The organism is Tenacibaculum sp. SZ-18 (genome assembly GCF_002813915.1).
Classification (GTDB): domain Bacteria; phylum Bacteroidota; class Bacteroidia; order Flavobacteriales; family Flavobacteriaceae; genus Polaribacter.
Genome location: NZ_CP019335.1, coordinates 2352859 through 2374695, shown reverse-complemented (window position 1 = coordinate 2374695; position 21837 = coordinate 2352859). Strand labels below are relative to the sequence as shown.

The 21837-nt window shown below is 30.4% G+C and carries 16 protein-coding genes; 7 read left to right on the top strand and 9 right to left on the bottom strand.

Features of this window, described 5'->3' with window-relative positions; translation table 11 throughout:
- Nucleotides 1-2: 2 nt before the first annotated feature.
- Genes BTO06_RS10495 through BTO06_RS10485 form a run of 3 tightly spaced genes read right to left on the bottom strand, consistent with a single transcriptional unit; the run spans nucleotide 3 to nucleotide 2268 of the window.
- A complete protein-coding gene (locus tag BTO06_RS10495) occupies nucleotides 3-596 on the bottom strand; it encodes a SprT-like domain-containing protein (RefSeq protein WP_100925262.1) in 594 nt (197 codons plus the stop codon).
- A gap of 5 nt (nucleotides 597-601) precedes the next feature.
- On the bottom strand, nucleotides 602-1285 hold the full coding sequence (locus tag BTO06_RS10490) for an SDR family NAD(P)-dependent oxidoreductase (RefSeq protein WP_100925261.1): 684 nt from the start codon (nucleotides 1283-1285) through the stop codon (nucleotides 602-604).
- A gap of 11 nt (nucleotides 1286-1296) precedes the next feature.
- Nucleotides 1297-2268, bottom strand: coding sequence for a YjgN family protein (locus tag BTO06_RS10485; protein WP_100925260.1), 972 nt, complete (start codon nucleotides 2266-2268; stop codon nucleotides 1297-1299).
- Between the two features lie 248 nt (nucleotides 2269-2516).
- Here BTO06_RS10485 and BTO06_RS10480 point away from each other — a divergent pair, with 248 nt between their 5' ends.
- Nucleotides 2517-3512 (top strand): hypothetical protein, encoded by a 996-nt coding sequence (locus BTO06_RS10480; protein ID WP_100925259.1) that lies wholly within the window; start codon nucleotides 2517-2519, stop codon nucleotides 3510-3512.
- 195 nt (nucleotides 3513-3707) lie between these two features.
- Here the strand turns inward: BTO06_RS10480 and BTO06_RS10475 are convergent, their stop codons facing one another.
- Together BTO06_RS10475 and BTO06_RS10470 are read right to left on the bottom strand one after the other, a co-directional pair.
- Nucleotides 3708-5219 carry a hypothetical protein gene (locus tag BTO06_RS10475; RefSeq protein ID WP_100925258.1) on the bottom strand — a complete coding sequence of 504 codons (1512 nt, stop codon included), beginning with the start codon at nucleotides 5217-5219 and terminating at the stop codon, nucleotides 3708-3710.
- A 9-nt stretch (nucleotides 5220-5228) separates the two neighbouring features.
- Complete coding sequence (locus BTO06_RS10470; protein ID WP_100925257.1) at nucleotides 5229-6272, bottom strand: glutaminyl-peptide cyclotransferase; 1044 nt, start codon at nucleotides 6270-6272, stop codon at nucleotides 5229-5231.
- Nucleotides 6273-6458: 186 nt separating this feature from the next.
- On the opposite strand from BTO06_RS10470, the gene BTO06_RS10465 reads away from it, so the two are divergent.
- The 3 genes from BTO06_RS10465 to BTO06_RS10455 all read left to right on the top strand — a co-directional run bounded on the left by BTO06_RS10465 (nucleotide 6459) and on the right by BTO06_RS10455 (nucleotide 9435).
- Nucleotides 6459-6710, top strand: a complete 252-nt coding sequence (locus BTO06_RS10465; protein WP_100925256.1) for a type B 50S ribosomal protein L31 — start codon at nucleotides 6459-6461, stop codon at nucleotides 6708-6710.
- Between the two features lie 98 nt (nucleotides 6711-6808).
- Nucleotides 6809-8320, top strand: coding sequence for an FMN-binding glutamate synthase family protein (locus BTO06_RS10460; protein ID WP_100925255.1), 1512 nt, complete (start codon nucleotides 6809-6811; stop codon nucleotides 8318-8320).
- 23 nt (nucleotides 8321-8343) lie between these two features.
- Entirely contained in the window at nucleotides 8344-9435 is a 1092-nt protein-coding gene (locus BTO06_RS10455) for a class I SAM-dependent methyltransferase (protein WP_100925254.1), read from the top strand.
- 1113 nt (nucleotides 9436-10548) lie between these two features.
- Here the strand turns inward: BTO06_RS10455 and gcvP are convergent.
- Nucleotides 10549-13404, bottom strand: coding sequence for an aminomethyl-transferring glycine dehydrogenase (gcvP, locus tag BTO06_RS10450; protein ID WP_100925253.1), 2856 nt, complete (start codon nucleotides 13402-13404; stop codon nucleotides 10549-10551).
- A gap of 120 nt (nucleotides 13405-13524) precedes the next feature.
- Here gcvP and BTO06_RS10445 point away from each other — a divergent pair, with 120 nt between their 5' ends.
- Both BTO06_RS10445 and yaaA read left to right on the top strand, forming a co-directional pair.
- Nucleotides 13525-14340, top strand: coding sequence for a hypothetical protein (locus BTO06_RS10445; protein ID WP_198517069.1), 816 nt, complete (start codon nucleotides 13525-13527; stop codon nucleotides 14338-14340).
- Between the two features lie 1458 nt (nucleotides 14341-15798).
- Nucleotides 15799-16557 carry a peroxide stress protein YaaA gene (gene yaaA, locus BTO06_RS10435; protein WP_100925251.1) on the top strand — a complete coding sequence of 253 codons (759 nt, stop codon included), beginning with the start codon at nucleotides 15799-15801 and terminating at the stop codon, nucleotides 16555-16557.
- A gap of 8 nt (nucleotides 16558-16565) precedes the next feature.
- Here yaaA and BTO06_RS10430 read toward each other — a convergent pair whose 3' ends face one another.
- Nucleotides 16566-17993, bottom strand: coding sequence for an L-serine ammonia-lyase (locus BTO06_RS10430; RefSeq protein WP_100925250.1), 1428 nt, complete (start codon nucleotides 17991-17993; stop codon nucleotides 16566-16568).
- A gap of 89 nt (nucleotides 17994-18082) precedes the next feature.
- Complete coding sequence (locus BTO06_RS10425) at nucleotides 18083-18424, bottom strand: DUF2853 family protein (protein ID WP_100925249.1); 342 nt, start codon at nucleotides 18422-18424, stop codon at nucleotides 18083-18085.
- 216 nt (nucleotides 18425-18640) lie between these two features.
- Here BTO06_RS10425 and BTO06_RS10420 point away from each other — a divergent pair, with 216 nt between their 5' ends.
- On the top strand, nucleotides 18641-20005 hold the full coding sequence (locus BTO06_RS10420) for a tetratricopeptide repeat protein (RefSeq protein ID WP_100925248.1): 1365 nt from the start codon (nucleotides 18641-18643) through the stop codon (nucleotides 20003-20005).
- Between the two features lie 16 nt (nucleotides 20006-20021).
- Here the strand turns inward: BTO06_RS10420 and BTO06_RS10415 are convergent, their stop codons facing one another.
- Entirely contained in the window at nucleotides 20022-21755 is a 1734-nt protein-coding gene (locus tag BTO06_RS10415; RefSeq protein ID WP_100925247.1) for a sodium:solute symporter family protein, read from the bottom strand.
- Between the last annotated feature and the right edge of the window lie 82 nt (nucleotides 21756-21837).

Below are 21837 nucleotides of genomic sequence, written 5' to 3'. Positions count from 1 at the left end.
GGTTATTGATTTACGGGTAAAACTTCTACATTCTGATTAAACAGATAAACGCGTTTGTTCGATAAATTAATGCACTCATAGCGTGTTCTTCTCTTATTTCCGCGTCTGTAAAGCGTGTTTTTGTATTGAAATACACTTTCCATAGGAATATCAAATATAAAACTCTTTCCCGGTTTTGCCATACCTTCTCTTAATACTAATGATAATTTTACATCTGCATCAGTACTGGCTTTCGGATTTTTCATGTGATTCGCCAGATAAGGAAGAATGTGTGGAGGGTAAATATCTGGTTGTATAAAAGGTAACATTAAATGCTGAAAAACAGTTTTCCATTCTTTACCATGTGGTTGAACTCGTCCAAATTTTTTATAGGTTACATGATGAGCGATTTCATGGATTAAGGTTAACAAGAATTGATGCTTATTCAAATTATTGTTTACAGTAATTTGAGTTTTACCATTTTGTAAAGCTCTAAAATCACCATGTTTTGTTTGTCTTTCGTTTACAATTTTCAGATTTACTTTGTGTTCATTAATTAAGTAAACTACTAGAGGAATTGATTTTTTAGCTATGTATTTTTGTAGGATATTTTCCAATTAAATTACGGTGTTGAACTCGAAACTTGTAATACCTTTCCATTGTAAATTTTGTTTCCTGATAAAGCAAAATTGAAAATGTAATCTGCCATTTCTTTTGCTGTAATTGGCGCTTGATATCCTGGGAAAGCTTCTTCTAACATTTCTGTTTGTACTGCACCAAGGGCTAAAACATTAAACGCTACTTCTTTTTCTTTATATTCTTCTGCTAATAATTCAGATAACGTAATGACGGCTCCTTTGGCAGAGCTATAAGCAGCTAATCCTGGAAACTTCATGCTTCCTTGAATTCCACCCATACTACTTATTGTTACAACATGGCTTCCACTTTTCATACTAGGAATTAGTTTCTGCGTAAGTTGTGCAACAGCGAAAACATTTACTTGATAAACTTTCAAGAAATCTTCAGAAGTTAATTCTTCAAAAGGTTTGTTAACTAACATTCCAGCATTGTTAATTAGAATATCAACATAACCAAATTTTTCCAGAATTATTGAAGCTGATTTTTCTAATGAATTTGTATTCATTAAATCTGTTGATATAGCAAGTATATTATTGTGATTTATTTTTTCTAATGGCTTGCTATTACGAGAAAGCGCAATAACTTGATGACCAGCTAGTGCGAATTGTTGTGCTAATTCAAAACCAATTCCTCTGCTGGTACCTGTAATAACTATTTTTTTCTTCATTAATTGGGCTATTATAAAAGATCAAGATCTAAGAAATCTAAAAAACTATCTCCTGATGCATCTGTATAATTATCGTAATTTATTTTTTGAATAGAGCCTGTGTTTAGTCCTTCTTCAATTTCTAAAAACCTGAAAATAAAAGTTTGTGTCCTTATTATAATCCAAGGAGTTGCGATACCTAAAGTTGCCACTGCTAATAAAAAATTAACAATTAAAAGCTCAAAAACATCTCCTGGTTTTGCATTGAAACGAAAATTAACTTCTCTTCCATTCTGCGTAATGGTTGTGTTCTCGGCATAGTAAGAAAATAATTCTTTTATATACCAAATAGAGTAAATTCCTAAGGTAAGGATAGATAAGAAAAAGAATTTCAGGTTGATTAAAAAAAATGTGCTTCCTTCACCTTTAAAGTCAAATGATAAATTTCCAAAACGCAAGTGACTGAAAATATATTTTCTTAAATCGATGCTAAACCAAGCGCCATATATTCCTAAAGTTAAAATTGTAATTAATGTTCCAATAAGAAATTTCCAGAACAATTCCATTTTGTCTCCAAGATATGAAAAATGAATTCCTTTCCAAGAACTCCTTGAAGCTCTATATCGAATAGCACCGTGAATAGCGAAAGGAATTAACAGAAGGAAGAATAAGTAAAAAACTCCTAAAGTAATTCCCATAAATTTAGGGCTTTCTATACTAACTCCATATCCCAGAAGTAAATAAAAAATAAATACAATCGCATAAACTTTCAAAAATCCAAAAAATACTTCTTTTGCTGTTCCATTAAATACAAATGAATTTTTATCAATTTCTGTTGATTGATAATGATACTTTAAAATTTCAACTTTAGCCCAAGGATAATAAATTCCGAGAGTTATAATAGTTAAGAGAATGTTCTTGAAAAGGATAAGCGCAAATTCACTCCCTTTTCCAAAATAATTAAATCCCTTTTTATCAGAAAAAAGCCCTGAAAAACCTTCCATAAAATAGTTTGCTAATTAATAAATCAAAATTGCGATTTTATTTTTTGTTATACAACTTTTGATTTTTTATTGTGAAATTAGTTTTTTAGTTCTCTTTTAAACTTAATTTTTTATTAAAACTTTTTTAAAGTCTATCAAAAAAGAATCACTTTTTTTTAGAATTTATTATGTGAAAAAAGTTAGAATTAATTTTATTTTCATGTAACAAAACAAGAATTAGTGATACTAATAATAATAATTGTTTGATTATGTTAACATTATATAAACATTGCAGCAGGTTTAATTTTATAATTATTCCTGCTTTTCTTCTTTTAAGTTTAGTTCTTCTTTTAAAGTCAAGTTTTTATAATAACAGTTACGCTAATTACATTATAATTGACTTTTTAGTAACGATTCCTTTCATCTACTTTCTTCTTATAAGAACAAAAGAAGTTCCGAAAATTACGGTCATATCTGTATTTATACTATCAACTTTTTTAGCAAGTTTTTCACTTCCAAAATCAGATCAGGATTTATTGGTCTTGATTAAAGATTTTATTATTCCTGTTGTTGAGCTAGGGATATTTGGTTTTATTTTTTATAAAGCAAGATTGTTGTTCAAAACATTTAAGCAAAATTCCAAATCTGTTGATTTTTTTGATACGATTCAAATGGCAACTACCGAAGTGTTTTCAAAGAAAATAGCCCACTTTTTAGCAACTGAAATATCTGTTTTTTATTACTTGTTTTTTGATTGGAAAAAAGCTCCATCCAAAGAAAATTCATATAGTTATCATAAAGAAGGAACTTACAATGGAGTGTTTCTGGGGATTATTTTAGTTATGTTAATCGAAACCTTTGTATTACACCTACTACTAGAAAAATGGAGCATTATAATTGCATGGATTTTAACTCTTTTAAGCGTTTATGCTTTATTGCAATTTCTAGCATTGTTTAGGTCAATGAAGAAAAGACCAATTCTTCTTGATACGGAAAATGATTGTTTAATTTTAAGATTTGGATTTGCTGGTTATGCTAATATTCCTTTAGAAAATATAGACAAAATAGAGTTAAGTTCTAAGGATTTTGAAGATGACAATATAAAGTACTTTTCATTTTTAGGGAAGTTGTGTGGGCATAATACAATTATACATTTTAAAGAAATAGTTGAGTTTGAAACTATTTATGGAATTAAGAATAAAGCAAAATATTTGGCTTTAATTTTAGATGATAAGCAAGAATTTTTCAACTTAATCTCAAAGTAAGATTAGTGAAAATTGTATAAATAGAAAGGACTACTCGTTATCCTTAACAAATAGTCCTTTACAAACCAAATTAACTACTATAAATAATTATAATGAAACAAACTTTACTACAAATATAATGCAGAATTTCAATGTTTTAAATAAAATTCGATAAAAGGTAGGAAGTGTTTAGTTAAATGAATAACATCACTTAAATTACTCGGGAATAATATGTTGATAAGCACCTATATCTGGAGAACCAGATCTATTAATTCCTAATAAGTCAATTGAGAAAATAGTTGCCTTTGCTTTATTTATAGCATCACTTTGGTCACCAATTCTGAAGTCTTCGTCAAATCTTCCAATAAAATCAGGATTTCCGTTAATAATATTATTCAAGTAGTGAGAAGTATTGCTAAAATTTAATTCGTTATTGTTAGCGAAATTATTATTGAAATCATCAAATTCAATTAAACAATTTTCAATGAAATAATTAAACAATCCACCACCATCTACTCTGTCGATAACAAATTCAATATTGTTACTACCATTGATGATACAATTTGTAAAGTTAGCGGCAATTAAGTTTCTTGTATCTGTAATTTCTTGTCCTTGTTCATTTTCAAAGACGAAGAAATTATTCACTAGTACAGCAGGTAGGGAGCGCAGACTATTGTTCCAATAATTTGCAAAAGTGGAATGTGTAAATTTATATGATCCTCCTACAGTAGCAGCCAATGATACTTGTCCTGCGTCACCAATGACCACATTATTTCCTTCAATTTGAGCTTCTCTTCCTAAAATTCCAAAGCTAGATTGATTGTAGATTTCAGAGTTTTCAATTTTTAAAGTTGGTACTCCAGCAGTTCCTAGACTATCGACTAAAACTCCGATAACTCCATTTTTGATAATTGCATGATTAAGTTCATTATCTTTACTTCCTGCGCGCATCCAAATAGTTCCCCATTGACCAGAAACTTTATCGAAAAAAGGTTCAAGACGATCGCCTTCAAAGGTAACTTTTTCACTTAATGTTCCGTTTACTTTTAAAGTTCCTAATTCGTCTACAATTAAACCAGAGTTGTCATGGAAATGAATTCTAGCTCCTGCTTCAATTGTCATGGTTTTATTGGGTGGAACGGCCGCATATCCGTAAATAACATATGGCTTTTCTTTAGTGAAAGTAAGTTCGCTGTCTTCCAAATAACGACCTCTAATAGTCGTAGGTTGTCCATTCAAAGTAAGTTGATCGATTTCCATTGTAATTGGATCTCTTTCTGGGAAAATAAATGTTGCGTCTTGAACTAAAGTAACAAGATCAACATCTTGTTGATTATCTCCAGTATCAAATAAAATTTTATCTAAATATAACGGATCTGGAAGAGCAGAGAAGTCTATTGTTGTTTCGACAAAAACAAAAAGGCTATCATTAGCTAATATTTCAATATCCTGAAATACTTTGCCTGAAATCCCATCAACATTTAAACGATAGTTAGAAGTAATTCCATTTTCTAATCGAATTTGCGGAATACTTATGGCGTTGCTACTTCTATTATACACTTTTAAGTTGTAGGTAGAGGAACCAATATTGGTGAAAATTGTGTCTAAAAATACAGTGTCCTTAGAGAACTCTAGATTACCAGAGCTTGCAACTGCACTAAAATCTTTTCTACAAGAACTAATAGCCACAATAATTGCAAGAATAAGCACAGTCTGTATATATTTCATAATATTTAGTTATTTCTTAATAATTTCGATTTCGAATAATTTCCCCCAATTTTTACCCGTAACAAATAATCTATTGTTTTCTTTGTCAAAAGCAATTCCGTTTAATACATCATCACCATCAACTATTTTTTGTGTTTTCTTAATTTCAGTTACTAAACCTTTTAGCTCAACAACACCATCAACAACACCATTGTTTGGGTTAATGATAGCGATAAACGGTTTTTGCCAGTAATTCGCATAAATCTTTCCGTTAATATATTCTAATTCATTCAATTTTTCTAATGTAATCTTATCAGTATATACTTGAACACTTCGTTCTTCTTTATGATTTTGAGGGTTTAAAAACCAAATTTTATTTGTTCCATCAGACTTTATTAATTCGTTGTCTGAATGCGTCAATCCCCAGCCCTCTATACTTTCTTGGTATTTAAATTCTTTAACTATTTTGAAAGTATCTATGTCAAAAATAAATCCTTTTCCTGCTTTCCATGTCAACCAAAAAATTTGATTTCCAACGATGGTCATTCCTTCACCAAAATATTTATCGCTTAAATCATACTGTTGAAGTACTTTTCCCGTTTCTAGCTCAATCTTTCTTAGCCAAGATTGTCCGTTTCGTCCTGTAGTTTCATATAGGAAGCCATTATGAAATTCTAATCCTTGAGTAAATGCTTTAGGATCATGTGGAAATACATTTACAATCTTGTAAGTATAACTTTCATATTTTTTGTTGGAAAATACTTCAATCGAATTATTAATTCTTTTAACCTTTCCAGGCATAAAAGCCAACGTTTTAATGAGGTGTTTTCCTACGCCAAGATCATTTGTGTTTAATGAAGCAGCATTATTTTTAGCAATTAATTTTCTTGAGCCTGCAAATATCTGAATACTATCAATCTTTTTTCCTTCTAATTGTTCAAACTTAATACTAATTGTTTCTCCAAGAGTTGTCTTACTTGGTGTATTCACTTTGAACCTATAACTTGCTTCACCACAAGAATTTAGCATTATAAGTAGTAAACTAAAGATAGAAGCTTGCTTTATTAATTTCATATTACTTTGGTTGCGGATTTTTTTGATGTAATTTTATACAAATAAACTAATTTATTTGTTTGGAATTTAAAAAAAAGGGTTAAATTTGCCAGCTCAAAAAGCCATTGCAGGTTTTTGTTTTTTCTGAAGGCGTTTAAAACCTTACCAATTTTAAACAAATTCGCATTAAATTAAAAGTTTATTAAGATGAAAAAAGGTATACACCCAGAAAATTATAGAATGGTAGCGTTCAAAGATATGTCTAACGGAGATGTATTTTTAACTAGATCAACTGCAAATACAAAAGAAACATTAGAAGTTGAAGGAGTTGAGTATCCATTAGTAAAATTAGAAATTTCTAGAACTTCTCACCCTTTTTATACTGGTAAGTCTAAGCTAGTTGATACTGCTGGACGTATCGATAAGTTCAAAAATAAATATGCAAAGTTCAAGAAGTAATTGGAACTTAAAAATATATCGAAAAGCTCTAACTAATTTGTTAGAGCTTTTTTTGTGCAAGAAATCTTGTATTTTTAACTAAAATAAACAGTAAGAAAATGAGAGATACCATTTTATCAATTGTGGTTGTTATTAATATTTTGTGTGGTCTGTTAGTTTGGTTTATACCAGATTTAGGAAACTACATACTTTTTACAATCACGTCGGCTTTTACACTTTTAGGAATTTATGATGCTTTTATTCAAAAGAAACATTCATTATTGAGATCTTTTCCTATTATTGCGAGACTGAGATGGTTTTTCGAAGAAGAAAGGGAAAAAATACAGCAATACTTTATTGAAGATGATTTAAATGGAACTCCCATTAATAGAGAAAAAAGGAGTATTGTATATCAAAGAGCAAAAAAGGAAATAGAAACTGTTCCTTTTGGTACGCAACATAACTTATATGAAAAAGGATACGAGTTTGTAAAACATTCTTTGTTTCCAACAGATCATAATAATGTTAGTGGAGAGAATGTTGTTTTCGGATCAGATAAATGTTCCCAGAAATATGAAGGTTCCATCATAAATATTTCAGCAATGTCATTTGGTTCCTTAAGTAAAAATGCTATTATGGCATTAAATCAAGGGGCAAAAATGGGTGGTTTTGCTCATAATACTGGAGAAGGAGGAGTTTCACCATATCATTTACAAGGAGGAGATTTAATTTTTCAAGTTGGAACTGGGTATTTTGGTGCAGGAAAAACAATTGAAGGAAAACGCTACTTTGATGATGATGTTTTTAAAGAAAATGCAATAAGACCTGAGGTGAAAATGATAGAGATTAAATTATCTCAGGGAGCAAAACCTGGTCATGGTGGAATTTTACCAGCTAAAAAAAATACACATGAAATTTCTAATATTAGATCTGTTGAGCCTTTTACAAGAGTAGACTCTCCACCAGGCCATTCATCATTTTCTAATTTTCAAGAAATGATTTCTTTTCTTCAGAAGGTAAGAGATTTAAGTAATGGTAAGCCGGTTGGCATTAAATTTTGTGTAGGGAATAATGAAGAAATTGAAGAAATGATTAAAACATTTTCGATTGCAGAAAATTATCCTGATTTTATTTCAGTTGATGGAGGAGAAGGAGGAACAGGATCTGCACCACTTGAATTTACAAACTATGTTGGTACTCCTTTGTTAGACGGACTTTCTTTCGTAAACAAAACGCTAATCAAATATAATTTAAAGAACCAGATTAAAATTATTGCTAGTGGTAAAGCGATTGATGCGTTTGATATTATTAAATTAAAGGCAATGGGTGCGGATGCAGTTGCAATGGCTAGAAGCTTTATGTTGAGTCTCGGATGTATTCAAGCGCGCGAGTGTAATCTTGACTCATGTCCTGTTGGTGTGGCAACTCAAAATGAAGACTTGGTAAAGGCATTGGTTGTCGCTGATAAGAATGTAAGAGTTAAAAATTTTCATGAAAAAACAATAGCTGCTGTAAAAGAAGTAGTTTCTGCGATGGGGAAAAACTCAATTGATGAAGTTACTTCCAAAGATGTCTTTAGAAGAAATAAAGAAGGCGATATTACTTCTTTAGAAAATATTTATTTTAATTAAAGTTCAAAAGCACTTCAATTTTTTTGGAAAATAAATTACTACACAACTCCAATGAGTTTATTTTAAATCGTTATCCTGAAACAAATGATAATACTTTAAGGGCTTGGAGTAATGCTGAGCTTTTGGTGTTAAATTATTTAAAAAATTTAGAACATCAGAATGTACATGTTTTTAATGATCGTTTTGGTGTTTGGAATTGTACTTTACATCATAAGAATGTACGTACTATTTGGACGTATGCAAGTCAAAAGAAAGCTGTTTTAAATAATCTAAGTAGTAATAATTTATCTACAAATATTATTTTTAATTCTCCGCTGGAAGATATCGGAGAAGTACAGTTAGCACTAATTAAAATCCCAAAGTCGTTAGAACTATTTGAGTTGTTTTTAAAACAGATTAGCAAATATTCGGTTGAAAATACTCAAGTAGTATGTGGTTTTATGACAAAGTATTTTTCTAAATCTTATCTCACAATTGCAGAGAAATATTTTGAAAACGTAGAACAATCAAAAGCTTGGAAAAAAGCTAGATTATTAGTTTTAAGATCTCCCAAAAAAGTATTGAAAATTGAAATAGAAAATATAATAAATACAATTAATTGGAAAGAGAATCGTCTGAAACAATATTTAGGTGTTTTTTCTTCGGATAAAATAGATATTGGAACACAATTTCTATTGTCACATTTAAAAGTGAAGAAACATGAGCTTACAGTTTTAGATGTTGCTTCTGGAAATGGAATTATCTCATACGAGGTGCTTCAACAACTATCAAATGCAAAAGTAACTTTAGTTGATGATTTCAATTTAGCGATTGAATCATCTAAATTAAATATTGAAAATGCTAGATTCATTTGTACCGATACAATCGAGGGTGTTACAGAAAATGAGTTTGATTTGATTCTTTCAAATCCTCCGTTTCATTTTGAACATGAAAACAACATTGATATCACACTATATTTATTTCGAAGAATTAAAAAATGTTTAAAAGTCGAAGGAAGATTTTTAATGGTTGCCAATGCACATTTAAATTATAAAACACATCTAGTAAAACTGTTTTCTTCTGTACAAATTATAGCTAAGAATACGAAGTTTATTATCTACGAGTGCAAATGTTAGTTGATTATTAACAAATGATTTATTTTTTACGGTAAAATCATGCATTTAGTTATATCGAACATATCGTGTTAGTAAATCACTGTAAACTTGACGCTTTTATTATTAAATAATAAATTAGAAGTATTTATTACTATAAAAGTTCAGACAATTTAAAATGAGGAAATGATGTTCTTAATATTCTCTAAAAGTGAAATTTTACGAAAGACGAAAGACCGATTCACTCCCTTATTCGAGTTACAAATAGCACTTATTTTATGAAATATTGAACGATAAAAAGTGAAAACATTTTTTTGCTAATAATGATGGTTACAAAAAAGTAGAAACTAATATTTACGGTGTTACAGATTCCTCAGTAATTTTAAAATAGGCAACTCTAATACCATTACAGGGAATAGTGAGTGTTGTTTAATCTCTAAATTCTCTATTATAATAGTAAACTTTTCAAACTATATATAATTGGAGAGTTTTTTGATTCTAAAAGTTGAGTGAAATTCCAAAAGCTATATTTTTTCAGCGAAAATAAATTGACTAGAATGTAGGTTTTGATGTACGCTAAATCTATTACAATTCAAGTTGTTATTTTCTAGGGTGAGCATTCATTGAATTCTATTAAAAGTATAAATGGTCATTTTTTATCTAGTATTGACTTAAATAATCTTAAAGATTGTCTTTTAATATAAGTTTTAACTTTTAATAGTTGTTGACAAGGTTGGGAGTGAGAGTATCTAATTTAAAAGGATTGATTAAAAAATAATTCTATTAGTTTTATTTCTTGTGATAGAATTAACAAATAGTTTGTGTATTATAAAAATAAAAAAACTATATTAGCAACAGCTATGAAACCTATTGCTATGTTTTCATAATTGATTTTATTAATTGTTAGGTTTCACAAATCATTTGGGCGTGATTGTGATGTAGTGTTTTTTCATGTATGAGTTGGAAAAGCACAAAACAGTATTAGTACTAGTTACAAAGTAGGGGTTACACTAGTATTAATTTTTCTCATACATTAGTTTTTGACCGTAATTATTTAAATGATAATTACGGTTTTTTTAAAAAACCGTTACAATTAAAATCATAACGGTTTCTTATTATTATAAAATGAGATAGTTTCTAAACTTCAGCTTCCATGTAATCTTCAATTGGATTACAAGAACAAATTAAATTTCTGTCTCCATAGGCGTCGTCAACCCTTCTTACAGAAGGCCAGAATTTGTTTTCAGAGAGATATTCTAAAGGGAAAGCAGCTTCTTTTCTTGAATATGGTAAATCCCAAGAGTCTGAAGTGAGCATTTCCTGCGTGTGAGGTGCATTTTTAAGCACGTTATTTGGATTTTCTTTAGTTGCATCTTCTATTTCTTTACGAATAGAGATTAATGCATCACAAAAGCGATCTAATTCAACGATACTTTCACTTTCAGTTGGTTCAACCATAATTGTTCCCGCAACTGGGAAAGATACTGTAGGAGCATGGAATCCATAGTCCATTAATCTTTTTGCGATATCAACAACCTCAATTCCTTTTTGTTTGAACTCTCGACAGTCCAAAATCATTTCGTGAGCTGCTCGACCCATTTCTCCAGTATAAAGTGTACTAAAGTGACCTTGTAAACGCTCTTTCATATAATTGGCATTTAAAATAGCTACTTTAGTTGAATCTGTTAAGCCTTTTGAGCCTAACATAGTTATATAACCGTAAGAAATTAGGCATGCTAGAGCAGATCCCCAAGGAGCCGCAGAAATAGATGTAATTGGATTGTCTCCTCCGGTTGAAATTAATGGGTTTGTAGGTAAAAATGGAACAAGTTGTGGAGCAACACAAATTGGTCCAACACCTGGTCCACCACCTCCGTGAGGAATAGCGAATGTTTTATGTAAATTTAAGTGACAAACATCAGCTCCAATTGTTGCAGGATTTGTTAATCCAACTTGAGCGTTCATATTTGCACCATCCATATATACTTGCCCTCCATTATCATGGATAACTTGCGTGATTTCCTGAATTGCTTTTTCAAATACTCCGTGTGTAGAAGGGTAAGTTACCATTAAAGCAGCTAAATTATCTTTATGTAATTCAGCTTTTGCTTTTAAGTCCTCTACATCAATGTTACCTTTTTCATCAGTTTTAGTAACTACTACTTTCATACCAGCCATTACTGCTGATGCAGGGTTCGTTCCGTGTGCAGAAGATGGAATTAAACAGATGTTTCTATGAGAATCTCCGTTTGCTAAGTGATATGCTCTAATTACCATTAATCCTGCAAATTCACCTTGTGCTCCCGAGTTTGGTTGTAAAGACGTTGCAGCGAAACCTGTAACAACATTTAATTGGTGCTCAAGATTTTTTAATACAGTTTGGTAGCCTTCAGCTTGATTTAACGGTACAAATGGGTGAATATTTCCCCATTGTGGGTTACTTAAAGGAAGCATTTCAGATGCAGCATTTAATTTCATTGTACAAGATCCTAAAGAAATCATAGAATGATTTAACGCTAAATCTTTGCGCTCTAATTTTTTGATATAACGCATCATATCAGTTTCTGAATGATATGAATTGAATATTTTATTATCTAAAAAAGATGTATTTCTTTTTACATTTTCGTCAATTACTTCTGAGTTGGTAAACTCAGTAATAGTAATATCTTGAATGTTAAAAGCTTGTTCGAAACAATCAACAATTGCGTTTATTTCTTTTAATCCAACAGTTTCATTTAAAGAAATTGATACATGGTTTTTATCAACATAATTGAAGTTTATTCCATTTCCTTCGGCAACAGTTTTTAACTTTTCTGCTTCAACTTCCACTAATATTGTATCAAAAAACGAAGTGTTTTTCTGTTTGAATCCTAGTCTTTCAAGAGCTGCTGCTAAAGTAGTTGCAGCTATATGAACTCTATTTGCGATATATTGAATTCCCTCTTTACCGTGATAAACAGCATACATACCAGCCATAACAGCCAATAAAACTTGAGCCGTACAAATATTAGAGGTAGCTCTTTCTCTTTTAATATGTTGCTCACGTGTTTGTAGAGCCATTCGTAATGCTCTTTTCTCGTTAGCATCTTTCGTCACTCCAATGATTCTTCCAGGAATACTTCTTTTATAAGCCTCTTTTGTTGCGAAATAACCAGCGTGAGGTCCTCCATATCCTAATGGAATACCGAAACGTTGTGTCGTTCCAACAACTACATCTACACCAAATTCTCCAGGTGCTTTTAAAAGAGCAAGAGATAAGATATCGGCAGCAACAGCTACTTTAATGTTTTTTTCATTGGCATTCGCAACGAAATTTGAATAATCATAAACTTGCCCATGTTTACCTGGATATTGTAAAATAGCTCCAAAGTAATCATCAGCAAAATCAAATTTCCTGTGATCTCCAATTACTAATTCGATACCAATTGGAATTGCACGAGTTTGTAAAACCGATAAAGTTTGAGGTAAAATTTCTTCAGAAACGAAAAACTTATTTGCTCCCGCTTTCTTTTTTGCACGCTCTCTTACATCAAATAATAAAGCCATTGCTTCTGCAGCAGCAGTACCTTCATCAAGCAATGAAGCATTTGCTAACTCCATTCCCGTTAAATCACAAATCATCGTTTGGTAGTTTAACAAAGCCTCTAAACGCCCTTGGGCAATTTCAGCTTGATAAGGTGTGTAAGCAGTATACCATCCTGGATTTTCTAAAATATTTCTTTGAATTACACTAGGAAGAATTGCTTCATGATATCCTAAACCAATGTAACTTTTGAAGACTTTATTTTTTGCTCCTAATTCGTTAATGTGATTTAAATATTCATACTCACTTAAAGCTTCTGGTAAATCAAGTGATTCCTTCAAACGAATATCGTCTGGAATTGTCTCGTAAATTAATTGGTCTAAACTGTCTACTCCAACAGTTTCTAACATTGTTTCTTGTTCTTTAGTTCTTGGACCAATATGACGTAGTTGAAACGAATTTGTGTTCATTAATTGTGTTGTTGTATTTAAAATGCAAAAATAACTAAAACTTAAGGATTTTGTAACAAGGAGATTCCTAAATTATTAACTGTTTATAATGGTTATAAACAATTCAATTACCTTTGCCTTGTGGAAAGTTTAAAATCTATTTTAGAGTTTTATATTAATTCAAGTATCCATGTTGCAATGGCGGTTTATTCTTTAGTTAGAATTACTGAAATGTATTTTGGATTACCCTATAATGAATCGTTAAATTATTTTATCTTTTATGGAACAATTACGGGGTATAATTTTGTAAAATATGCAGGAATAGCAAAATTACACCATAGGAGTTTAACAAAGAACTTAAGACTAATACAAATTTTTTCTCTTTTTGCTTTCGTTCTAATGATTTATTATGCGGTTAAGTTACCTGTTAAAATATTGCTTTTTTTTACTCCTTTTTCATTATTGACTTTGTTCTATGCAGTTCCTGTTTTTAGAAGGTTTTCAATTAATTTAAGAAGCGTCGCAACCTTAAAAATTATTGTAATTGCTTTAGTTTGGACGGGAGTTACGTATGTTATCCCAATTAATGCTGTAAATGAGCTGGAAAATACTAAAGTAATAGTTGGTTTTTTTCAACGTTTTTTATTTGTAGTAGTTCTGACATTACCTTTTGACATCCGAGATTTGCGCTATGATTTGAAGTATTTACAAACCATACCTCAGTTAATAGGAATAGAAAGAACTAAAAAAGTCGGTTTTGTGTTATTGGCTTTTACGATGGTTATTGAGTTTTTTATTACTCCAAACCATCATTTTAAGTTCGTTTACTTGTGTGTATTTGTAATGTTGTTGTTTTTTCTTCAAAGAGCAAAAAGAAACCAAACAAAGTACTATGCATCATTTTGGGTAGAAGGATTACCCATTATTTGGTGGTTAATTTTACAGTTTAGGGTATAAAAATCGATCTTTTTTAAAGGTCTTTCTTTATTTTAGTTTTAAAATTAGTTGGAGGCTTTACTCTTTTTAAGACTGCCGCTATTTTAATTATGAATTTTGGCTTACAAAATATAGAGTAAGTATTTTTGTTGTATGAAAAAGTCTTAGCTCCATTCCAAGATATATTAGTTTTATTTCCTCCATTTATACATTTCTCTTTATTTCTTTTAAATCTCAACAACCTTATTCATTCAAGGTGATATCTTCGAAATTCCGATACATAGTTTGTGCTATTCAAGGATCTACCTTATTTCCTTTGAAATGAAACTTAAAATATTGTTTGCCCTTGGGTTAAATTTTTAATAGAACCAAATGTTTTATCATTACCTACAGGATTAATACTAAAAACTGCTTTTACCTTTTCAACGATATTTATTGTTGTAGATAAGTTTTTTTAAGAGTAGTGTAGTTAAAAAAAGTAAAGTTAGAGAGGCAACAAAAATTAACTTTTTTTATTTTATGTAATAAATGTCACTTAATAATAAAAACGATAGTTTTTCAAATGAAAAAATTAGAATCGAAGAAAATAATCGATGACACCTGTTTTTTCTTAGAAATTATTAAATTGTGTCAAATAGGTTAACATCTACGCCATTACCTTACAAATTGATTAAAGTTGCTAGGTATTTTGTTGTTCTCAATCTATATCCTTTCCTTATGTTAAAAAATAGTATTATTATCGATAATATTGTGATAATTTTGATTCAGTAATACATTTTGTCTCTTTCAAATCAGTTATAGAAATTGTGTCTATGGAATTCTGAATTCATGATGTTCTGTGACTTTTCCTAAATGGAAATTTCGTGTATTTAGGATATAGTATTATGGGATAATGTTCTTTTCTGCTTAAATAAGTTTGTTTTTCAAAGGTTCGAACATCTATTAGTTTTGTTGGTAACAATTATATTATTGTCGTCAAGTAAAAATAATAATATGAGCTTTATAACTTCAGTTAATGATTAAGTCAATTCTGATTTAAATGGTAGCTTTTTTGGTTTTAGTAACTTTTTAGTGCAAAGTTTTTCTTTTCTGTTGATAGTTGTAGTTTAATTTCAGTAATGATGTCTTAAAGTTATAATGGATTATCTTCATTCAAGATTAGTTTTCGTTGTTCAATAATTGTTTCTTCAGAGTTAATTATTGATGCTAATTATAAGTTTGATTATTAGTTTTCGATAAGAATAGAGTTTCATCATTATTACACTTCAAAATTGATCAAATTAAAGTGTTCTTAAAAAATGAAATATTCGGATGTAATGTATAATTTGAATTAATTTTTAATAAAACAGGGAAGTTGTCAGACTATCTTTTTGTTAGAATTAAACTCTTTTGATTTTAAGAACTTTATATTTAATTATTAGTTGTTTTTTAATATTTTACAGAACTATCGTAATTTTGCAAAGTAAATATTAAGCTTCAATGAAAATAATTATCTCTCCTGCAAAATCATTAGATTTTGAAACACCAGCAAACGTAAAGGAATTTACACAACCAAGATTTTTAGAACAGGCTGAAAAGTTAAATAAAAAATTGAAAACAATTTCTAGAAAGAATCTTTCGGTGTTAATGAAAATTTCAGATGATTTAGCATCGCTAAATTATGAAAGAAACCAACAGTGGAGTTTGCCTTTTGATACAGCAAACGCCAAGCAAGCCATTTATAGTTTTACTGGTGAAGTTTTCAGAGGAATTGATGTTACCACTTTAGATGAGAGTAAAGTTCCAGTTTTACAAAAAAAATTAAGGATTTTATCGGGGTTATATGGTTTGTTAAAACCTTTGGATTTAATTCAACCATACCGCCTGGAAATGGGGACAAGATTAAAAGTTGGTCGCAAAGACAATTTGTATCAGTTTTGGGGAAATGATTTAGCTGATTCGCTAAATTCTGAGTTAGAAGATAATGAATTACTAATTAATTTGGCGAGTACTGAATACTTCAAGGCATTACCCAAAAAAACTTTGAAAGTACAAATGGTTACTCCTGTTTTTAAAGATTTAAAAAACGGACAGTATAAAACTATTATGACCTTTGCGAAAAAGGCAAGAGGATTAATGGTTCGGTATATTATTGAAAATGATATAGAGAGTTTAGAACAATTAAAAGGTTTCGATACTGATGGATACAGATTTACAGAGGAATTGTCATCAGATTATGAATTAGTCTTTACAAGATAATCTGTGGATTAACAATCTGCCAATCCAACAGTTATTGCTAATCCACCTTCCGATGTTTCTTTATAGTTTCTATTCATGTCTTTAGCTGTTTCCCACATGGTTTCTATAACTTTGTCAAGAGGAACAACTGCATCTTCTGGATTTCTTTCTAAAGCTAATTCAGCTGCGTTAATTGCCTTGATAGCGCCCATTGCATTTCTTTCAATACAAGGAATTTGAACTAAACCACCAATTGGGTCACAAGTTAAACCAAGATGATGTTCCATGGCAATTTCAGAAGCTTCTAAACATTGTGCTGGAGTTCCTCCAAGTAATTCTGTTAATGCTGCTGCAGCCATCGCAGAGGAAACTCCGATTTCAGCTTGGCAGCCTCCCATTGCTGCAGAAATTGTAGCATTTTTCTTGAATAAACTTCCAATTTCACCAGCGGTTAATAAAAATTTTCTAACATGATCGATAGTAGCTTCATGATTTTCAATTACCATGTAGTACATTAAAACTGCGGGAATTACACCAGCACTTCCGTTTGTTGGAGCTGTTACAACTCTACCCAAGGAAGCATTAACCTCGTTTACTGAAAGAGCGAAACAACTTACCCATTTTAGAATTTCCCTAAATTTTACTTCTGTTTTTCGAATACCTTTTATCCAATCCGTAACACCATTGTATTCCGTATCTTTTATGAGTTTTTTATGAGTGGAAAAAGCACGTCTTCTAACATTTAAACCACCAGGTAAAATTCCTTCTGTATGACACCCAATATACATGCATTCTAGCATGGTATTCCAGATATTATCTAACTTTTTGTAGATTACTTCCTCTTTAGCTAAAATCATTTCGTTGGCAAGTACAATATCAGAAATATTTTCACCTTTTTCTTTACAGTATTTATCTAAATCTATGGCTTTGTTTACAGGATATGGAAATGTAATTTTATTTTCTACATTTTCTATTAAATTTTCTACACCTTCTTGAATTACAAAACCACCTCCGATAGAGTAATATGTTTCAGTTGAGATCTCATCATTGTTAGTGTTGAATCCTCTAAAGGTTAATCCGTTTGCGTGAAATTGTAAAAACTCTCTATTAAAAACAATTTGATCCATTGAAAAATCAATTTCTCTAATTGCATTAAAGTGTAATTTATTTCGAAGCTTTATGTTTTCAATATGAGTATTAATTTCGTTTATTGGTATGAATTCAGGATCTGTTCCACTTAATCCTAAAGCTACTGCTAAATCTGTAGCATGTCCTTTACCCGTTAGTGATAAAGATCCATATAAATCGACTTTTATTGAAGCTACATTTTCTAATAGATTTTTAGACTCTAAATTTAGAATCCAGTTTTGAGCAGCTCTCCATGGTCCTAATGTGTGAGAACTTGACGGACCAACCCCAATCTTTAACATGTCAAAGACACTAATAAATTGATGCATAAAGTAATTTAACGATGTTTGTTAAAACAAAAATATAAAACCTGTATTGAAAACAATACAGGTTTTATAAAATTTATTTCAGTCAGAAATTACATTCCGTAAACAGATTCTTTACCGAACTTTTTAGTTAAAAGATAGTAAACAGCAGCACGATACTTATTTCTTTCAGATTTGCCGATTTGTTCAATTACCTCAGCGATACCTTCATCTAAGTTTGGACCATCTTCTAAACCTAACTTTTTAATTAAGAAGTTTTTCTTAACCGTTTCAAGTTCTTTTGGATCTGTGCCTGAAACCGTTTCAGCATCTTTTTTGTAAATCGAAGGTCCTAAGCCTTTAGTCACTGCAGCTAATAAATCTGCATCAAAACTTAAACCTTTATCGTTCATAAATTTTGTATACAGCTCTACTTTTTCGTCGAATTTGCTCATAATTTTTATTATTTGGTTAATTTGTATTTCAACTCATTCAAATATAAAAAAATAATATAGCATATCAAATTGAATGACAACAAATGCTTCTGAATGATTTAGTTAGGTATAAATGTTTTTTTTTTGTTAATTAAATTGTTGAAAACTAAACGGCTTTCATGTGTAAAACCGTCCTTCTTGTAGTAGATTTATGTAAGTAATTCAAAATTGCATCTTATGTCTTTATCAAGATTTGAATCAATGTTAAAAACTAATGATGTGTATTTTTTTGATGCTACGGAATTTGAGGAGATTGTTCAGCATTATTTAAATATAGGGAAACATACATTAGCTAAGAAAGCTATTCATTTAGGATTAGACCAACATCCACATTCAATTGCTCTTAAATTATTAAAAGTTGAAGTATTTATTTTTGATGATAATTTTGAGGACGCAGTTAAATTGATAAATCAGATAGAGGCAGTAGAACCTCATAACGACGAAGTTTTTTTTCAAAAAGCAGTTATCTTATCAAAATATAAAAAGCATCAAGAAGCTATTGATGTTTTAAAACAATCGTTAGATTATGTGGAGGATCCTATCGATGTGTGGGCGATGATTGGAATGGAGTACTTGTATTTAGACGATTTTGATAATGCAAGACTAAATTTCGTAAAATGTATAGAGGTAGACTTTGAGGATTATTCTTCTCTTTACAACATTGTTTATTGTTATGAAATGCAAGAAGATTTTGAGCAGTCCATTACGTTTTTAAGAAAATATATAGATAAGAATCCCTACAGCGAAGTTGCCTGGCATCAATTAGGAAAACAATATTTTGAACTTGAAGATTATGAAAATGCCTTAAAAGCTTTTGATTATGCTGTAATTATAGATGAAACTTTTATTGGCGGATATCTTGAAAAAGCAAAATCACTTGAACAATTAGGTCATTTTGAAAAAGCAATTGAAAATTATCTTATTACACTAGAGTTAGATGATCCGACTGCATTTGCTTATGTTAGAATAGGTGAGTGTTATGAAAATCTAGAAGCTCCTGGAACTGCTATTGAATTTTATAAAAAAGCGGTATATGAGGATCCATTATTAGATAAGGCTTGGTTATTACTTATCAATTTATATTGTGAAGCAGACAATTATAATAAGGCTTTATATTATATAAACAAGGCTTTGCAAATTGATGATTCAAACATAATATATTGGAGAAAGTATGCCGAAATAAATAGTAAGCTCAATTTTTTTGACGAAACTGTAAAAGCGTTTCAAACGTGCATTGAACTCGGAGATGTTGATATTGAAGTTTATTTAGCCTTAGCTGATGTACTAATTTATTTAGGTGAATTTAAAAACTCGATAAAAGTTTTAATAAAAGCTAAAAATACATACAAAGAGTTTGCTGAATTGGAGTATCGACTTTTCGGTTTATTTATGATTCAAGGGGAAGAACAATATGCTTTCATCCACTTAAAAAATGCATTATGTATAGATTGTGAAGGATTATCTTTGATTGAAGATTTATTTCCTTCAGTTACTGAAAATGAAAAAGTACAAAGAATTATTTCTCAGTTTTTATGTAATTAAGCAAACTATTATCATATTATTCTAAAAGTTTTCTTTTCCAAAGTTGTTGAATTATAATAATTGAAACTATCGCTAAAATAGAAAATATTATTCCTTTTGATGTTTCTCCATAAATCCAATTTCCTGTTGCGAATAAAACACAGTAAATTCCAATTGTTCCTACTAAAAAAGCGATTATTTTACTACCAATGTTTTTGAATTTGTTTTCTGATTCAAAAATTAATCTATTGAAGTTATCCAAAGTTTCCTGATCTGACGACTTAGTTAATAAAGTGACCATAATCCATCCTACAGTTGTAATTACAACTCCAGTAATCAATTGTACGGAACTAGAAACTGTAACTAAAGGTTCATCCATTTTTCCATTTAAGAAAAAGAAAAGAGCAATTAAAAATGAAATCAACATCGCAGCAATTTCACTAAATGGATTAATTCTATACCAAAACCATCTAAGTATAAAAAGTAAACCAGTTCCTGCTCCAATTTGTAAAAGTAAATCGAAAACTCCTTTTGCGGATTGTAAGTAAAAAGAGAATAAAGCAGCAGCTAACATTAGCAATACTGTAGTGATTCTTCCGACTATTACTTTTTGTTTTTCTGACGCGTTTGTATTAATAAACCTAGCATAAAAATCATTTACTACATATGAACTTCCCCAGTTTAGTTGTGTACTGATGGTGCTCATAAAGGCTGCTATCAAAGAAGTAAGTACAATTCCTAATAAACCAGCAGGAAGATAAGTCATCATGGCTGCGTAAGCAACATCTTCTCCTTGCATTTCACTAGTTAAATTAGGAAAAGTTTGATTGATACTTTCTACATCTGGAAATAAAACCAATGATGCTAAACCAACAATAATCCATGGCCACGGGCGTAAGGCATAGTGAGCAAAATTGAAGAATAATGTTGCCCATGTTGCATTTTTTTCATCTTTTGCTGCCAGCATTCGTTGAGCAATATATCCACCGCCGCCAGGTTCTGCTCCTGGATACCAAGTACTCCACCATTGAACAGCGAAAGGAATAATAAATAAAGTGATTAGACTCTCAGTATTTGAAAAGTCGGGTAAAATGTCAAGTTTTGTTGCTACAGATGATTGTGATAATAGAGTATTCATCCCGCCAATTTCTGGTAAATTAACTATATAAATTGTTGCCCATACAGATCCAATCATTGCAATTATAAATTGAACAAAATCTGTAAGTAAAACACCTTTTAATCCTCCAAGAGAAGAATAAATGACAACAATGATAGATGAATATATGAGCATTTCAGCCTGAGAAATCCCTAATAATATAGCTGCAATTTTAGCTCCTGCCAAACACACACCAGCCATTGTAATTATATTGAAGATAACTCCAAGGTAAATGGCTCTGAATCCCCTTAAAAAACCAGCTGTTTTTCCTGAGTATCGTATCTCATAAAATTCTAAGTCGGTACTTATTCCCGATTTTCGCCATAATTTTGCATAAAAGAAAACTGTGAGCATTCCAGTAAGTAACATTGCCCACCAAACCCAGTTTCCTGAAACTCCATTTTTTCTAACAAGTTCCGTAACTAATCCAGGTGTATCGGCAGCAAAAGTTGTTGCTACCATTGAAACACCTAATAACCACCAAGGCATATTTCTTCCTGATAAAAAAAACTCAGAGCTGTTTTTTCCTGCGGATTTTGAAGCTCTAATTCCAATTAATAGAGAGATTATGAAAAAGATAACAATAATGGTGTAATCAAGTAAGGTAAGTTTCATATTTTAGGTTTAAATGCTAATGTAAATAAATAATTTAAAAAGGCTTTAAAAACGGTAAAAATCGAAAACGATTTCGCATTTT

Excerpts from the sequence above, each read along its gene's own strand:
- BTO06_RS10490 (WP_100925261.1), bottom strand. The coding sequence starts at position 1,285 with ATGAAGAAAAAAATAGTTATTACAGGTACCAGCAGAGGAATTGGTTTT.
- BTO06_RS10485 (WP_100925260.1), bottom strand. The coding sequence starts at position 2,268 with ATGGAAGGTTTTTCAGGGCTTTTTTCTGATAAAAAGGGATTTAATTAT.
- BTO06_RS10480 (WP_100925259.1), top strand. The coding sequence starts at position 2,517 with ATGTTAACATTATATAAACATTGCAGCAGGTTTAATTTTATAATTATT.
- BTO06_RS10475 (WP_100925258.1), bottom strand. The coding sequence starts at position 5,219 with ATGAAATATATACAGACTGTGCTTATTCTTGCAATTATTGTGGCTATT.
- BTO06_RS10470 (WP_100925257.1), bottom strand. The coding sequence starts at position 6,272 with ATGAAATTAATAAAGCAAGCTTCTATCTTTAGTTTACTACTTATAATG.
- BTO06_RS10465 (WP_100925256.1), top strand. The coding sequence starts at position 6,459 with ATGAAAAAAGGTATACACCCAGAAAATTATAGAATGGTAGCGTTCAAA.
- BTO06_RS10460 (WP_100925255.1), top strand. The coding sequence starts at position 6,809 with ATGAGAGATACCATTTTATCAATTGTGGTTGTTATTAATATTTTGTGT.
- gcvP (WP_100925253.1), bottom strand. The coding sequence starts at position 13,404 with ATGAACACAAATTCGTTTCAACTACGTCATATTGGTCCAAGAACTAAA.
- yaaA (WP_100925251.1), top strand. The coding sequence starts at position 15,799 with ATGAAAATAATTATCTCTCCTGCAAAATCATTAGATTTTGAAACACCA.
- BTO06_RS10430 (WP_100925250.1), bottom strand. The coding sequence starts at position 17,993 with ATGCATCAATTTATTAGTGTCTTTGACATGTTAAAGATTGGGGTTGGT.
- BTO06_RS10425 (WP_100925249.1), bottom strand. The coding sequence starts at position 18,424 with ATGAGCAAATTCGACGAAAAAGTAGAGCTGTATACAAAATTTATGAAC.
- BTO06_RS10420 (WP_100925248.1), top strand. The coding sequence starts at position 18,641 with ATGTCTTTATCAAGATTTGAATCAATGTTAAAAACTAATGATGTGTAT.
- BTO06_RS10415 (WP_100925247.1), bottom strand. The coding sequence starts at position 21,755 with ATGAAACTTACCTTACTTGATTACACCATTATTGTTATCTTTTTCATA.